14 protein-coding genes are annotated in these 15,078 nt (G+C 56.7%); 3 read left to right on the top strand and 11 right to left on the bottom strand.

Going from position 1 to position 15,078, the window contains the following annotated elements:
• Position 1: 1 nt before the first annotated feature.
• Positions 2–451 (bottom strand): DUF1043 family protein, encoded by a 450-nt coding sequence (locus AAC035_RS09480; RefSeq protein ID WP_339803034.1) that lies wholly within the window; start codon positions 449–451, stop codon positions 2–4.
• A 338-nt stretch (positions 452–789) separates the two neighbouring features.
• Here AAC035_RS09480 and zapE point away from each other — a divergent pair, with 338 nt between their 5' ends.
• Positions 790–1,887, top strand: coding sequence for a cell division protein ZapE (gene zapE / locus AAC035_RS09475; protein ID WP_339803031.1), 1,098 nt, complete (start codon positions 790–792; stop codon positions 1,885–1,887).
• Positions 1,888–2,172: 285 nt separating this feature from the next.
• On the opposite strand, the gene AAC035_RS09470 is transcribed toward zapE, so the two are convergent.
• The 10 genes from AAC035_RS09470 to pilB form a co-directional block, all read right to left on the bottom strand.
• Positions 2,173–3,075, bottom strand: a complete 903-nt coding sequence (locus AAC035_RS09470; RefSeq protein ID WP_339803029.1) for a glucosaminidase domain-containing protein — start codon at positions 3,073–3,075, stop codon at positions 2,173–2,175.
• A gap of 104 nt (positions 3,076–3,179) precedes the next feature.
• Complete coding sequence (locus tag AAC035_RS09465; RefSeq protein WP_339803026.1) at positions 3,180–3,755, bottom strand: YfaZ family outer membrane protein; 576 nt, start codon at positions 3,753–3,755, stop codon at positions 3,180–3,182.
• A 127-nt stretch (positions 3,756–3,882) separates the two neighbouring features.
• A complete protein-coding gene (yacG, locus tag AAC035_RS09460; RefSeq protein WP_339803040.1) occupies positions 3,883–4,074 on the bottom strand; it encodes a DNA gyrase inhibitor YacG in 192 nt (63 codons plus the stop codon).
• A 67-nt stretch (positions 4,075–4,141) separates the two neighbouring features.
• The gene (locus tag AAC035_RS09455; RefSeq protein ID WP_339803023.1) at positions 4,142–6,517 is read right to left on the bottom strand and encodes a response regulator; all 2,376 of its coding nucleotides are present in this window, start codon (positions 6,515–6,517) and stop codon (positions 4,142–4,144) included.
• Positions 6,518–6,556: 39 nt separating this feature from the next.
• Entirely contained in the window at positions 6,557–7,291 is a 735-nt protein-coding gene (tsaA, locus tag AAC035_RS09450) for a tRNA (N6-threonylcarbamoyladenosine(37)-N6)-methyltransferase TrmO (RefSeq protein ID WP_339803021.1), read from the bottom strand.
• Positions 7,291–8,358 (bottom strand): hypothetical protein, encoded by a 1,068-nt coding sequence (locus tag AAC035_RS09445; protein WP_339803018.1) that lies wholly within the window; start codon positions 8,356–8,358, stop codon positions 7,291–7,293. The genes tsaA and AAC035_RS09445 overlap by 1 nt, the downstream gene beginning before the upstream one ends.
• Before the next feature lie 131 nt (positions 8,359–8,489).
• Complete coding sequence (gene coaE, locus AAC035_RS09440; protein WP_339803015.1) at positions 8,490–9,101, bottom strand: dephospho-CoA kinase; 612 nt, start codon at positions 9,099–9,101, stop codon at positions 8,490–8,492.
• 131 nt (positions 9,102–9,232) lie between these two features.
• Positions 9,233–10,108, bottom strand: coding sequence for an A24 family peptidase (locus AAC035_RS09435; protein ID WP_339803012.1), 876 nt, complete (start codon positions 10,106–10,108; stop codon positions 9,233–9,235).
• 238 nt (positions 10,109–10,346) lie between these two features.
• Positions 10,347–11,567, bottom strand: a complete 1,221-nt coding sequence (locus AAC035_RS09430) for a type II secretion system F family protein (RefSeq protein WP_339803010.1) — start codon at positions 11,565–11,567, stop codon at positions 10,347–10,349.
• Between the two features lie 2 nt (positions 11,568–11,569).
• The gene (gene pilB, locus AAC035_RS09425; RefSeq protein WP_339803007.1) at positions 11,570–13,282 is read right to left on the bottom strand and encodes a type IV-A pilus assembly ATPase PilB; all 1,713 of its coding nucleotides are present in this window, start codon (positions 13,280–13,282) and stop codon (positions 11,570–11,572) included.
• Between the two features lie 395 nt (positions 13,283–13,677).
• Here pilB and AAC035_RS09420 point away from each other — a divergent pair, with 395 nt between their 5' ends.
• A complete protein-coding gene (locus AAC035_RS09420) occupies positions 13,678–14,163 on the top strand; it encodes a pilin (RefSeq protein ID WP_339803037.1) in 486 nt (161 codons plus the stop codon).
• A 324-nt stretch (positions 14,164–14,487) separates the two neighbouring features.
• A complete protein-coding gene (locus AAC035_RS09415; protein ID WP_339803004.1) occupies positions 14,488–14,931 on the top strand; it encodes a pilin in 444 nt (147 codons plus the stop codon).
• The last annotated feature ends 147 nt before the right edge of the window (positions 14,932–15,078 follow it).

Below are 15,078 nucleotides of genomic sequence, written 5' to 3'. Positions count from 1 at the left end.
CTTAAGCCCTGGCCTTTTTCTGTTCTTCGGTCAGGCCATAGTCTTCGGCCAGGGTGCCCTTTTCGGTGGGGTCTTTCTTGGGGGCGTAATCCCTTGGCGGCTCCTGACCTGAGGAATCATCGCCCGAACTGGTTGCGAGGCGGGCGCGGGCCTGCTGCTGTTCCAGTTCCTGCAGCCAGTCTTCATCACTGGCCAGTCGGTTTGCACCGCGTGCCATGTGCTGGTTTACATCGCGGAAAGCGTCAGTGAACCGGCGCAACAGGTTGGCGGATTCCATAAAGTGCTCGTTCACCTGCGCCTGATAGCGGGTATATTCGCTGCGGAGTTCGTCGATTTGCTGTTCGGCACGACGCTGACGCAGGGACGAACCCTGGTTGGTGCGGCCAATCACAATGCCCACAATCACGCCTACGGCCAATGCCGCGACCACTGCCAGAATCAGGTTTGTCATAGATCGTTATCCTGTCGGAAGTCTTTATAGCTTACAGTACGTCTTGCTCATGGAACATTCAGTTCGCTGTACTATTTATTTACCGTACTTTTTAACAACAGTACTTTTTGACCAGACTGCTTTTTATTCGCAGTACCTTTTGCCAGTAACACTTTCAGTTCGTATTACTTCTGCGCGAAGCGTCAGGGTACCAGTATAACCCTTGAGTGCCACCTGTGCCCATGGCCCGTTGCCTTATTGCCGTAACCTTCTGGCATGCCCTTGAGCCATGGCGAAAACGAACGAAATCGGCGACAATACGCGCCCGGTTTTTATCCTCTGATACGGGAAGCCCTTTGATGACCCCCTGGGAACGTTACCAGCAAGACCTGCAGCGCCCGGACTTTATGAAAGATCCGGCTCAGGAAGACGCCGTGCGTCGCCTGCAGGCGCTCTATGACAAACTGGTTGACGCTGAAAATAAGCGCACCAGGGCACTGACCAAATTCCGCCTGAAGATTCGAAAAGGGCGCGAGGATCCGGTCAAGGGTCTCTACTTCTGGGGTGGCGTGGGCCGGGGTAAAACCTACCTGATGGATACCTTCTTCGAGTCCCTGCCTTTTGACCGCAAGATGCGGGTGCATTTTCACCGTTTCATGCAGCGGGTTCACAGTGAGCTGAAAAGCCTGAAGGGTGAGAAAAATCCGCTGGAACTGGTGGCCGCCCGATTCGCCAGTGAAGCCCGGGTTATCTGTTTTGATGAGTTTTTCGTGTCCGATATCGGCGATGCGATGATTCTGGCTACCCTTATGGACGGACTGTTTGGCCGTGGCGTAACCCTGGTCTGCACCTCCAACATCGTGCCTGACGGCCTTTACAAGGATGGCCTGCAACGGGCCCGGTTCCTGCCTGCCATTGAGCTGGTCAAAAGACACACCGATGTGGTGAATGTGGACGGTGGTGTGGACTACCGGTTGCGCACCCTGGAACAGGCTGAACTGTATCATTCGCCGCTGGATGAACAGGCGGATGTCAGCCTGAAAAAAAGTTACGACGCCCTGGCTCTGGAGGCAGGCAGTCATGGCCTCAATCTCAAGATCAACGGCCGCAAACTGCAGGCCCGGGCCCACGCCGACGATGTGGTCTGGTTTGATTTCCGCGAATTGTGCGACGGCCCCCGCAGCCAGAACGACTACATCGAACTGGCCAGGGAATTCCACGCCATTATCGTCAGCAATGTCCCGGTTCTGGGTAAGGACAAGGACGATCAGGCCCGTCGCTTCGTGAACATGATTGACGAGTTCTACGATCGCAATGTGAAAGTCATCATCTCGGCGGCGGCACCCATAACAGAGCTGTACGCCGGCGGCCGCCTGAGCTTCGAATTCGAACGCACGGAGTCCCGGCTGCTGGAGATGCAGTCCCAGGAATATCTGGAAGCGCCGCATAAGGCGTGATCTTGCCCCTGTACGCCTGCGCCTATGCCCGTTCAGCCTGAGCCTGACCCCCGTTCGCCCTGAGCCTGTCGAAGGGAGTTGGACTCGGTGACCGACCCTTCGACAGGCTCAGGGTGAACGGAACAGAACTATGTAGTTTCCGCAAGTCCTGAACCTAACCCTAACCCCCCGTTCGCCCTGACCCTGAGCCTGTCGAAGGGTCGAAGGGCGTGGACTCGGTGACCGCGCCCTTCGACAGGCTCAGGCCGAACGGAGCTGGTAACTTCTCAGGAAAGTAAGTACCCGCTACTCCCCATACCCCGGCATCAGCTCTTCTTCTGACGCAGAAGCCAGCTGCAGCAATATGCCGGGGTCCCGTCTGTCCTCTACCTGGTCCCGGTACTGCTGATCGTAATACCGCAGGTTGTTGAAGCGGATCATGCTGCGGATTTCTTCGATGTATTCCTGGCCACGCTCCGAATAGCCAATCAGTCCGGCCGCAAGTTCGGTACCGGTGGGACTGCGGTTCTGTCTGCGGGCCTGCTCCCGCAGGTCCCTTACCTTCTGATAGGTTGGGTGGCGATTCAGGTTCTGCATGTAGGAGCGCACGGAATGATACGGCGACTCGAACCGGGCGACCTCGTAGCTGGCGCCGTCCGGACGGCCAAGGGGAACCAGGCCGCAGCCCGGCGAGAAACACCATTGCCCGAACAGGTTGTTGCCATCCCGGGCAAAGCGGGAGGTACCCCAGGCGGACTCATTGGCAGCCTGGGCCAGGACCAGTGAGGGTGGCAGGGTATCCAGCCGTTTCAGCAGGCGGGCAAACATCTGTTCGCTGCCGGTGTCCTCATCAACCCGCAGACGTTCGGCCTGCCGGGCCAGCCACAGCTCTTCATCGGCCGTCAGTTCCGCTTTTTGGGACAGGGCAATCAGGTGCTCCCGCTGTAACAGTATCCGGGCGTTGACCACCACGGCCCGGGTGTACAGGTAGGAGAAGAACGCGGCTTTTTTCTCCGTGACGTCGTAGTAGGCATCAAAATCCGGAAGCCTGCCCAGGGCCCATCGTGGTACGGCAGGCAAGGTGCTCAGCTCGATATCATCCATGTCATCATCGGAATCGGGGAGGGGTGCGGGGGTATGGAGTGAGCCCCAGAGCGCGATCAGTATCAGCGGGGTGATAAGCAGCAGGCTGCGTACAGCAACAGACATGCGTGGCCTCGTCGTCGGTGGTTACATGGACAAAGGCCCCGCAAAATACGGGGCCTTCGATCATTTTACCAGCCTATACGACGGCTTTACTGTATGGGTTTGTATCAGAAGAAAATCTTCATGCCCACCAGTACGCCCTCGTCCAGATTGATGTCGCCGCGGACGTTCTCGAGGTCGGTGTTGATGTAGCGGTAACCGGCAAAGATTTCCGCATTGCGAATAACACGGTAATTGACCCGGGCTTCGATGTTGGTGAGATCATCGGAGTCACCAAAGGACAGGATGCTCGGGGCGTAGTGGGCGCTGCCGGTGAAGGACAGGCCCGGTACCGTCGGAAGATTAATGGTGGCAAAGCCACCCAGCCCGACTGCGCCGCCGTCTGCCTGGCTCTGGTCCCAGACCAGTCCACGGAAGCCGATACCGGCGGTGGTCGGCAGGTTGCCCAGTGCGGTGCGGCCCTGGGCGTGGAAATCTGCGTTCACCAGGTGGCGGCGGCCTTCATGGTAGGTGTAGCCAGCGCCCAGCTGGAGATCTGAACGGCTGTCGAAGAAGTTGACCTGTCCTTTGACGGAGTCGTTGGTGAGGCTGAGGTCAAAATCTGCAGCAGAAGCGGGAGCCACTGAAAAGGCCAGTGCGGCGGCCAGTGGCAATGCTGTGGCAGAAGTCCGTGTGAACATCATAAGGATACCCCTGAAGGTTGTTGCGTTATTCGCTGGTTCGAATTCGGTGCATGGTACCCGGGTGGTGGCGGCGCCTCAACTTAACATCCGGTTATGCATATTGTGGGTACATCAAAACTATTAACGCTTAATGCTGCGTCTTCTCAATGGCATCAATCAGGTCATCCTCAGATACCGGCGCTGCGGACGGTATGCGGTAGTCTTCGCTGGCCCAGGCGCCGAGGTCGATCAGGCGGCAGCGGTCGGAGCAGAATGGGCGGTAGGTGTTGGCTTCGATCCATTCGACAGGCTTTTTGCAGGTGGGGCAGTTCACGATCATCAGTACGGTTTCCGGTTCAGAGCTGAAGATGTTGCAGAAGTTAAAGCGGCATCGTGGCCAGAGTGTGTCACGACTGAGGCTCCAGGTTGTCTGCATCACAGTATTGTTCCAGAACTGCCCGCAGCATGTCGAGATTGACAGGCTTGGCGACAAAGGCATCCATGCCCGCCTGCAGGCTGCGTTCTTCATCCTGTTCCATGGCGCTGGCGGTCAACGCGACCACCGGCGTGTGCTTGCTGCTGCCGCTGCGGGCCTCCCAGACTCTTAATTGGCGAGTGGCTTCAAAGCCGTCCACCTCGGGCATCATGCAGTCCATGAAGATCAGATCGAAATCCCGGCTTTTCCAGATATCGGCGGCTGATCGGCCATCGTTGGCGGTGGCCACCTGACAGCCGAGTTTTTCCAGTAGCCGTTTGGTGAGGGCCCGGTTTACCGGGTTGTCTTCCACCAGCAGGACATCCATGGGACCGCAGGGCAGTGATCGGGGTTCCGTGGTTTCTGTGTTCTCCTGCAGGGAAAAACGCGTAAGAAAGTGGCGCTCGCCGGCGTCGGCGTCGGCGAACAGCTGGCTCAGCAGCGGCGTAAGCCGCGATTCCCTGAGGGATTTGCTGAGAAAAGCGTCGGCGCCGGCGTTGCGAAAATGTTCACCATCGCCCCGTTGCGGGTTGGCGGAGAGTACCAATAACCGGACGTTTTGCCAGCCGGGTGTGTCGCGAATCTGGCGGCACAGCAGGTCGCTGTCCATATCCGGTATGAATCCGTCCAGCACAACGGCATCAAACGGTGCGTTATTCTCCTGGGCCTGTTGCAGCGCGGTCAGGGCTTCGGCCGCTGAGCGCACCGCCTCGATGGCAACGTCCGAACGGGCCAGCATTTCCAGGGTGATTTTGCGGGACAGGGCATAGGAGTCCACCACCAGAATCCGGCGACCCCGTATCGGGTGCATGGGGGGCTGGCTTCTGGCAGAGCGGCTGGTGGGCTCCGGCAGGGTCAGCTCAACCCAAAAGGTGGAACCTTTGCCCGGAGCGCTGTCCACATCCAGTGTTCCGTTCATCAGGCTGACCAGTTGCCGGCAGATGGTCAGCCCCAGGCCGGTCCCGGGGAGCTGGCGACGGGATTTGGGGCCCAGCTGAACGTAGGGTTCGAAGATCAGCGGCAGGTCCCGGGCACTGATTCCCACACCGGTATCTTCCACAGACAGCCGTAACCGGCTGAGGCCGGCCTCCCGCCCCATCATTTCGACACTGACCAGGACATGGCCGGAGTCGGTAAAGCGTATGGCGTTGGAAGTCAGATTCAGCAATATCTGGCGCAGGCGTACCGGATCGCCGATCAGCTCGGCCGGCAGTTTGTCATCCACCCGTAACTCGAGGGCCAGGTTTTTCTCCCGGGCTCTCGGGCCCAGCATATGGATCATGTCGTTCAGTGTGTCCCGCAGGTCGAAGCTGATGGCGTCCAGCTCCAGTCTGCCGGCTTCCATGATCGAGATATCCAGCAGGTCGTCAATAATGGACGATAGTCCCTCCGCCGCGTTAAGCAGGGTGTTGATGTAATCGGACTGCTCCTGGTCCAGGGTGGTGTCCTGCAGCAGGCTGGCATAGCCGAGTACCGACTGCAGCGGAATCCGCAGTTCATGACTGACGTTGGCCAGGAACAGGTTTTTGGCGTGGTTGGCCCGGATGGCTTCGTCCCGTTCGTCCCGGGAGCGCAGGGTGTTCTGGCGCAGGTCCCGGGTTTCCTCCAGCAGGCGTTGCCGCATCTGGTTCAGGGCCTGCTCCATTTCACTGAGCTCATCGGCCTTTCGGGGTGTCCGGCGTTTCAGCGCAAGGGGTTCAATCAGGGCGTCGAGGTTCAGGCGGGTGGCATAGTCGGCCATGGTTTCCAGGTGCCGAGACAGGGTGAGCCGGACAATCAGCAGCAACCCGAGCGTGCCCAGCATCACCACCAGTGACTGAAACAGCAGCAACACCATGGCCCGTTCCAGCAGTTCGTCGCGGATCATATCTTCCGAGGAGTTCAGCATCAGCTGACCCACCACCGGAGAGCCGGTAATGCCGGCAGTGTCGGCCACCAGCCGGCGCTCGTGGCTGAGGACGTCGCCGTCCGGGTACTCGCCCACACTGAACTCCCGGCCGTCCGGGGTGGTAATTCGGGCGTGTTGTACAACCTCAAAGGCAAGCAGGTCGGCAAGGGTATCTGCCACACCCTTGTCGTCCATCAGCCACAATTGCTGGCTTAGATTGCCGGCGATGATGTCACCGGTTTTTTCCTGGATATTGCGAAGATCCGACAATCGCCGGTCGGATTCGCCGATCAGCTGCAGTCCCGTCGCAATCAGCGAAAGGCACAGACTGAACAGCAGTACATAGACCAGCAGGCGTGCCGCCAGGGGGCGGACACCAAGAAACTGGCTGGCCGATGACAACAGACTGGATAGCGACAAAGCACCTGATCCCTGTGAAACTGAATTCCAATTGGCAGTTTAACAGACCGTAATGATAACCACACCGTCCTCATTGAAGCTGAACCGGATGTTCAGGTCATAAAGATGAGCGCCGTATATCCGATCTTCGTCCTGTCGACCCCGCCGGAAGGAGGGTCTGGGGTCGTAACTGGTGATGTCTTCAATCAGGCCCCTGAGGTCAGGATAGTTCTCCTCCGGTAACCCGGCAAGCTGAGCCAGGGCGTCGTCAGTGAAGGTCACCGGGAGCCGCTCGGGGGCTTCGTTTCCGGCCCAGCCGATGCTTGCGTCGGGGATGGCATCGGCGAAGGGCAGGTAGGGTTTGATGTCCAGCACCGGGGTGCCTTCGATAAGGTCGTGATCACGGATGCGCAGGATAAGTTGCCCGTCGCGGCGCACCAGGCCCTCATTGCGAACCACCGACAGCCCCAGGCTGTTTGGCCGGAAGGGCGAACGACTGGCGAATACGCCCATTTTGCGGTTGCCGCCCAGGCGTGGTGGCCGGATGACCGGACGCCATTCCGCCCTTACCGCCTGATGGAACTGGAAGGTGAGCCACAGATGGCTGCAGGTCTCCAGGCCACGGAATGCGTCTTCCCGGTCAAACGGCGGCTGTATCACCAGATCCGCCCAGGCGTTCCGGGTCAGCCCCGGTTGTCGCGGCACGCCGAACTTGTCCTGAAAGCAGGACCGGGTGATGGCAATGGGGGTCAGGGTCAGTGCTTCGCTGGCCGGTTTTGCGGGGTGTCGGGGCATTAACGGTTTCTCAGTTCGCCGGAGAAGAACATTTCAACGCGCAGCAACAGCGAGAAGCGATCCTTGAAGCTTTCATCCCGGGGGAATTCCAGTGCAGGGATGACTTCGCCATAAAGCCAGTCTGAGTGCAGCCGGCGCCGCCAGGTGACATCCGCGATAAACGATGTCGCCTGCCAGTTGGGTTTGCTTCTGCCGAACACACCAAGGCGAGGATTCACCTCATTGCGATTACCGATCCGTTTGAAGAAATTGACGGTTTGAAACAGCTCGAACTGCCGGTCTTTATGGACCCAGACCGCCTCCGAAGCACTCAGAAAAGTCCAGCCCCGGGGCAGCCCCAGGGAAACCCCAAGCCAGGTACTCTCCCCCCAGCCGTCGCGATGGAAGTAATAGAAGCGCTGGTCCAGCAACAGGCGCCAGTTTTCATCCAGATCCCAGCGGCCCTTTGCGGTCGCGCGCCAGAAGGCATCCGGTGGGGTGCGCAGGCGGACGCCTAAATCGTTACTCAGATTAATGGTGTCGGTCAGATCAGACAGAAAGCGAAACGCCCCGGTCGCACTGGTGTCGGACCTGTCGTCGCTGGTCAGCTGGCGGTCCCGGCGTCGCTCATCCAGAGGGATCAGTTCTTCACTCTCACTTTCCACGATGACCCGCATCCGCTCCTGGGCGGTTGGTACGTCGAGCCGGAACCGGGCCTCTGGCTTGAAGCTTGCGAGCCTGCTGGTGCGGGTTTCTGCGGCAAATCCGAGGCGCAGGTAACTTTCATTGTTGGGGGCTGCCCGCAGGCTGCCGGAAAGCGTACGGTCGGCCCATTCGCCAAGACTCTGAACGCGTTCCGACTGAACTTGCTGCTGTCCGAGTACCCAGTTGGAGAAACTCATCCAGTAGGAGTCTTGTGGCTCCAGCCAGTACTCATCCGGGGTAAAGGTATAAAATTCCGGGGGCAGTGCTTCTACCGACAGCAAGTCCTGGACGGCAGGCTGGCCGAGCGTGGAGGTAACCGTCAGCGCAAGCCCTGCGCCCACCAGAGCCTTCTTCCAGCCGGGCAATGTTGTGCTTCCATTCACCTGGTCACCTTGGGCATACAAGTGTTTTCCTGACGTGATAACAAGGGGCCGGCTGGCTGAGCGAGTGGCGAGCCAATTGAAAACCTGATTGAACAATCGAGCGGCTGACGGATGATCGTCGAGAGGAACGGTCAGCCTTGTGCCAGTTTTAGCAGGCGATCATGCAACTCGTCCACCTGCTGTTTCACCTGATCCAGCGGCTGATCGTTCTGAATGACCTCATGAGCCCGGCTGAGGCGATGTTCCCGGGGCATCTGTGCGGCAATAATGCGCTCAACCTGATCCCTCGGGTTATCATCGCGGCTCATGGTGCGCTCGATCTGGGTTTCCACTGGCACATCCACCACAATGGCGCGCCTAGCCAGGGTATGCTGGTCGGTTTCCAGCAGCAGTGGCGAGACCAGCAGCACGTAGGGCAGGTCATAGCCTTCGGGCTTCAGCTGGCGCGCCAGTTCGTTCCGGATTACCGGGTGCAGCAAGCCTTCAAGCCACTCGCGCTGTTCCGGGTCCTTGAAGACAATAGTGCGCAGGGCGGCCCGGTCCAGAGTGCCGTCTGCCAACAGAATATCTTCACCAAAGTGGGAAGCGATCTCTGCCAGCGCGGGCGATCCCGGCTCCACCACTTCCCGGGCGACATTATCCGCGTCAACCCAGTGCACGCCCAGATCACCAAACATCTTTGCGACCGTAGACTTACCGCTGCCAATACCACCTGTAAGACCGAAAACCACCGGCTTTGTCATTGTACTGCCTCAAAATTTGCCATCGAACTCCCGGGCCCATTCACCCTGAGCCCTGAGCCTGCCGAAGGGTCGAAGGGTCCCGTTCGCCCTGAGCTCGTCGAAGGGTGATGTTGCCCGTGGCTAACCAGTTTTTAGAAACCCAGCCACGCATTCCAGCCGGCGAGTATTTCATCTCCGAACCACAGGGACAAGAGCCCGGCGGCGGCAAGGTAGGGGCCAAAGGGAATCGGCACGTCGCGGCCATGGCGCCGGATAACCATCAGGGCAATGCCCACAGTAGCTCCGACCAGTGAAGACAGCAGTACAACCGCTGGCAATAACTGCCAGCCCAGCCAGGCCCCAAGCGCCGCCAGCAGCTTGAAATCCCCATGGCCCATGCCTTCCTTGCCGGTGACCAGCTTGAACAGCCAGTAAACGGACCACAACGCCAGATAACCGGCCACTGCACCCCAGAAGGCACTGGCAAAATCCGTCAGCAGACCAAAATAGTTGAGCACCAGCCCCAGCCACATCAGGGGCAGGGTGATGCTGTCTGGCAGCAGCTGACTGTCGAAATCGATCATGGTCAGCGCCACCAGGCTCCAGACCAGAACCAGAGCCCACAAGGCAGCCACCGACGGCCCCAGCAGCCACACCGTCACCACCGAAAACAATGCAGTTACAGCTTCGATCAACGGGTAGCGGAGCGAGATCCGGGCTTTGCAGGCACTGCATTTGCCACCCAGCACCAGATAACTGATGACCGGAATATTCTCCCGGGCCCGAATGCCGTGACCGCAGGATGGGCAAGTGGACGCCGGGGTGGACAGGGTTATACGGGTTTCCGTGCTGCGCTGGTCCTCCGGAACTTCAAGGAATGACTCGCACTGGGCTCGCCATTCCTGGTGCATCATCTTCGGTAGACGCAGTATGACCACGTTCAGGAAGCTGCCGATGCAGAGAGAGACGAAAACAACGACCAGGTAAAGCAGCCACGGTGTGGAGAGGAGGGCGTCGATAAATGCCATTTTTGACCTTGTTATTTGTTTCTCGAGTCCTTCGGCCCTTCGACAGGCTCAGGGTTCAGGGTCAGGACGAACGGATTCTTGACTGTTCGAGAGGCTTGCAGTTCAAGGTGAACCATCCTTCGACAGGCTCAGGATGACCGGATTATCGAGGGGCTCAGAGCACGTTCGCTCTGAGCCCGTCCAAGGGCGGTGAGTTCAAAGACTGATGGGAGCACGGAACACCCCTCCAGCCAGTAAATCAGCCAACCACCTGCCCCATCTGGAAGATCGGCAGATACATGGCAATAATAAGACCACCCACCAGAACACCCAGCACTGACATGATCATGGGCTCCATCAGGGCGGTAAGGTTATCAACCATATCATCCACCACGGCCTCGTAATGGGTGGCGACCTTTTCCAGCATCTCGTCAAGGTTACCGGACTCTTCACCAATGGCGGTCAATTGCACGGCCATAACCGGAAAGACATCCACTTGCTTCATGGCAGCCTGCAGCTGCGTACCGGCGGACACCTCTTCCTTGATCTTCATGATGGCATCGCGGTAGACAGCGTTACCGGTAGCGCCGGCCACCGAGTCCAGTGCGTCCACCAGGGGAACACCAGAGGCAAAGGTGGTCGAGAGTACCCGACCGAATTTTGCCACTGCAGATTTGTCGATAATTTCGCCGACAACGGGCAGTTTCAGTACGTATTTGTCCACAATGTCAGAAAACTTCAATGATCGGCGTTTGGCTTCTTTAAACAGGTAAATGAAGCCGATAATGCCGATAAGAACGACAAACCACCACTTTTGCATCCATTCCGACAACCTGACGACGAACTGAGTGAACACTGGCAACTCGGCACCAAATCCCTGGAACAGGGCCTCAAACTGCGGCACTACTTTCACCAGCAGAATCGCTGTCACAACAATGGCCACGACAATAACGGCAATCGGATAGGTCATTGCCTTCTTGACCTTTTTCTTCAACAGCTCTGTTTTTTCAAGGTAAGTCGCAATGCGGTCCAGCATGTGCTCAAGTGCGCCTGCCTTCTCGCCAGAATCCACCAGGTTGCAGTACAGATCATTAAAGTACTTGGGATGACGCCGAAGCGCGCCCGCAAAGCTGGTGCCCGCTGCAACGTCATTGCGGATTGCTACAACCAGTTCCTGCAAGCCTCTGTTTTCAAGGCCATCAGAAACAATGTCAAAGCTCTGAACCAGTGGCACACCCGCCTTCATCATGGTCGCCAGTTGCCGGGTAAACATGGCGATGTCAAAAGGCGTAATTTTCTTGCTGCCACCAAACAGCGGCTTGGGCTTTTTCTTGACCTTGCTGGGCAGCACACCCTGCTTGCGCAACTGGGCCTTTACAAGAGCCAGGCTGGTGCCGGAGATCTCGCCCTTGGTCTTGTTGCCCTTGCGGTCTTTGCCTTCCCAGACAAATGCCTGAAGCTTATCTGCCTTTTCTGCCATGCTTAATCCTTGGTAACTCGGTTGGCTTCCTCAAGACTGGTCATCCCCTCAATCACTTTGCGGAGGGCGGACTGACGCAGGTTTCGGAAACCTTCTTTCTGGGCCTCGCGGGCAATCTGCAGCGAGCTGGCTTCTTCCATAATCATATTGGCGATGGAGTCGGTGACCTTCACCACTTCGTAAATACCGACACGCCCCTTGTATCCACCCATGCATTTATCACAGCCCTTGGGTGTGTACAACGTGAAGCCAGTTTCAATTTGTTCTTCTGTGAACCCTTCCTTCAAAAGGACGTCTTTCGGCACCTCGAACGGCTGTTTGCAGGAACACAGTCGACGTGCAAGACGCTGGGCAATGATCAGGCTGACGGAGGTAGCGATGTTGAACGCAGGTACCCCCATGTTCATCATCCGGGTGAGGGTTTCCGCGGCACTGTTGGTGTGCAGGGTAGAAAGAACCAGGTGGCCGGTCTGAGCCGCCTTGATGGCGATGTTGGCGGTTTCCAGATCGCGGATCTCACCCACCATGATCACGTCCGGGTCCTGGCGCAGGAACGCGCGCAGCGCTTCGGCAAAGCCCAGGCCGACCCGGTTATTGACATTCACCTGGTTAACGCCTTCCAGGTTGATTTCAGCCGGGTCTTCCGCTGTAGAGATGTTGATCTCGGTGGTGTTCAGGATATTCAGGCCGGTATAGAGCGAGACCGTTTTACCGGAACCGGTGGGGCCGGTGACCAGAATCATCCCCTGTGGTTGTTTGAGCGCATCCATATACAGCTGTTTCTGGTCTTCCTCATAGCCCAGGGCATCAATACCCATCTGGGCCTGACTGGGGTCCAGAATCCGCATGACGATCTTCTCGCCCCAAAGGGTAGGCAAGGTGTTCACCCGGAAATCGATGGCCTTGGTTTTGGACAGCTTCATCTTGATCCGGCCATCCTGGGGCACCCGGCGCTCGGAAATGTCCAGCTGGGACATGATCTTGATGCGGGCTGCGATCTTTGGCGCCAGCTTTATAGAGGGCTTGGATACTTCTTTCAGAATGCCATCGGTGCGGTAACGAACCCGGTACACTTTTTCATAGGGCTCAAAATGCACGTCTGAAGCGCCACCACGAATGGCATCCAGCAATATTTTGTTCACATACTTGACGATGGGAGCATCGTCCACATCCGTTGTGGTAACGGCGTTATCATCCTCCTGGTCGCCACCCTCTGTCTCGACGCCTTCCAGATCGGCATCATCCAGATTCCCCATGGTGTCATCGTGGGACTCCAGATATCTATCGATCATGACCCGCAGACTTGCGTCATCCACCAGAATGGCGTCTGTACTCAGGCCGGTATTGAACTTGATTTCGTCCAGGGCCTGAATATTGGTGGGGTCAGACACGGCAATAAACAAACGATTGCCCCGTTTATACAGAGGCAGAGCGTTGTGCTTGCGGACGAGCTTTTCGTCCACCACTTTGTCCGGGAGCATTTCCGGCACAAAGCTGCTCAGATCCAGAACCGAAACCCCGAACTCCATCGCTGCCGCAAACGCCAGTTTCCGGCTATCCGCCAGATTGTTCTGAACCAGGTAGGTGATCAGCGGGATGCGGTCGTTGGCGGCCTGGAGGTAGGCGTCTTTGGCGACGCTTTCGTCCAGCAAACCGTCTTCAACAAAACGGCGGGCCAGTCCGGTGAGGGTTACGTTGCTTTTATTGGTTGCCATAAACGGTGAACTTTAGTCCGTAAGCTGCTGACAGGCATCGGTGAAACCTGTGTAAAGAGATGCCACAGAGTTTAGATGGCCCGCCGGGTATTGGAAAGCCCGGTAACCGTCCAATTGGGCCAGGGTTGACTGTGATCACGATCCACGAGTGACGTGATGCGTCACTTTCGGGCCGCTTTGGACAGTGACGCTGTTTGTGAGACAAGTCAAAGAGTGTAGGCGTTGCTGCATTAAGATGCTGAAAAAGCGGTACAAAAACCCAATTTGAGAAAGCTGGCACAGGGAGTGCATTCTCAGACTCAGGCTCAAACCGGTTCGGGGGCAAGACTCCACCGGCCCCGGAGCTTCGGCATCACACAACAATCGTTGAGGTTACACTGATGAAAGAATTCAAAATGAACCACGCCCAGAAGGGCTTCACGCTGATCGAATTGATGATCGTTGTTGCGATCATAGGTATCTTGGCAGCTATCGCCATTCCCCAGTATCAGGATTACATTGCGCGATCGCAGGTCAATCGCGTGATGGCTGAAGCAGGAACTCTTCGCACGACTGTTGAAGATTGTATTTTAAATGGTCGAACAGTCCTTGGTACTGCAGCAGGGCAATGTAATCCTAGCGCTACCGGCTCTAATCTTTTGGTTGGTGCTGTACAAGCCGGCCCTGCATTGCCAGCTGGCACAGGGGTTCCTCAGCTGCCTGATCCGTTAGTCGCAACCTCTGCTATTACAGCGACCTTTGGGAATAATGCTGCAGCAGTTTTAACAGCTGGTCCGAGCACTTTGGTATGGACGCGTACTGTCGACGGCACATGGGCATGTACCTCTAATGTCCCTACTCAATACTTGCCTAACGGTTGTGCAGCAGCAGCGGCGCCATAAAGCTGGATCTGGGCAGTGTCTGAAAATTAGACCTTTGTGGGTTTAAAAGAGTCACAAGACCTCGAATGGACTTCGGGGTTTTGTGGTTATAAAAATAAGTATTTTATTATGGTTTGTCTCAATACCTTTATCTAGTTAGAGCTCAATGAAGTGTTTTATTTTTGACCCATAAATAAATACTTGTGGTTTTGAATTTTCCTCGAAACCTCAGATAAGTGAGGTCCAGGTTCAGCTGAGGAAAAATCAATATATAAATGATGATTTTTCTTCGTGTTGGTCCAATAATTGCGTTTTTCTTGGAACCCAATTTCTGAGAAATCTAGCATGCTTAGAAACGCCCAAGGCTTTACCCTTATCGAACTGATGATTGTGGTTGCTATCGTCGGCATACTTGCAGCCATTTCCATACCGTTATATCAGGGGTATTTAGTTAATTCCCAACTAAACCGGACACTTGGTGAGTTGGGAGCTTATCGGTCAGCCTTTGAGGTTAGCCTAAGCGAATCCAGTGCCCCGGATAATGAAGCGTTGGGCTATGTGCCTTCTTCACTGACAAACGGCGCTGCCATAATAAATATTGGTGTGGTGAATCCTGACGGATCTGGTCATCTCGAGGTGACCATGGGCGGCACAGCCCACCCAAATTTGACAGGTGTTGTTATCCGCTATGAACGAACCAGTACTGGGGCTTGGTCCTGCGTCATCGATCGTTCTGCAGCCTCGCTTTGGAATCCAAGTTACAGCCCGGGGCATTGTCTGGTACTTTAACCACCGATAAGTGCAGGTCCAAATGCAACCTCTGGCACCCCTCTGGGACAGAAGGAACCTTTCGGGACGCTGCGTCAGTCAGGGTTAGACATCGTCAACAGTCTTTCAAAAGCCGGCTTCACTTTCAGGTGCAGCTGAATGCTGTTG

The sequence above is a fragment of the uncultured Marinobacter sp. genome (assembly GCF_963974375.1).
In the GTDB taxonomy this organism is placed as follows: Bacteria; Pseudomonadota; Gammaproteobacteria; order Pseudomonadales; family Oleiphilaceae; genus Marinobacter.
The sequence above is the reverse complement of the archived record's forward strand: the minus strand, read 5'-3'. Positions and strand labels throughout refer to the sequence as shown.

Coding starts and splice junctions, on each gene's coding strand:
- zapE (WP_339803031.1), top strand. CDS start 790: ATGACCCCCTGGGAACGTTACCAGCAAGACCTGCAGCGCCCGGACTTT.
- pilB (WP_339803007.1), bottom strand. CDS start 13,282: ATGGCAACCAATAAAAGCAACGTAACCCTCACCGGACTGGCCCGCCGT.
- AAC035_RS09435 (WP_339803012.1), bottom strand. CDS start 10,108: ATGGCATTTATCGACGCCCTCCTCTCCACACCGTGGCTGCTTTACCTG.
- AAC035_RS09415 (WP_339803004.1), top strand. CDS start 14,488: ATGCTTAGAAACGCCCAAGGCTTTACCCTTATCGAACTGATGATTGTG.
- AAC035_RS09470 (WP_339803029.1), bottom strand. CDS start 3,075: ATGTCTGTTGCTGTACGCAGCCTGCTGCTTATCACCCCGCTGATACTG.
- coaE (WP_339803015.1), bottom strand. CDS start 9,101: ATGACAAAGCCGGTGGTTTTCGGTCTTACAGGTGGTATTGGCAGCGGT.
- AAC035_RS09480 (WP_339803034.1), bottom strand. CDS start 451: ATGACAAACCTGATTCTGGCAGTGGTCGCGGCATTGGCCGTAGGCGTG.
- AAC035_RS09420 (WP_339803037.1), top strand. CDS start 13,678: ATGAACCACGCCCAGAAGGGCTTCACGCTGATCGAATTGATGATCGTT.
- AAC035_RS09430 (WP_339803010.1), bottom strand. CDS start 11,567: ATGGCAGAAAAGGCAGATAAGCTTCAGGCATTTGTCTGGGAAGGCAAA.
- yacG (WP_339803040.1), bottom strand. CDS start 4,074: ATGATCGTGAACTGCCCCACCTGCAAAAAGCCTGTCGAATGGATCGAA.
- AAC035_RS09465 (WP_339803026.1), bottom strand. CDS start 3,755: ATGATGTTCACACGGACTTCTGCCACAGCATTGCCACTGGCCGCCGCA.
- tsaA (WP_339803021.1), bottom strand. CDS start 7,291: ATGCCCCGACACCCCGCAAAACCGGCCAGCGAAGCACTGACCCTGACC.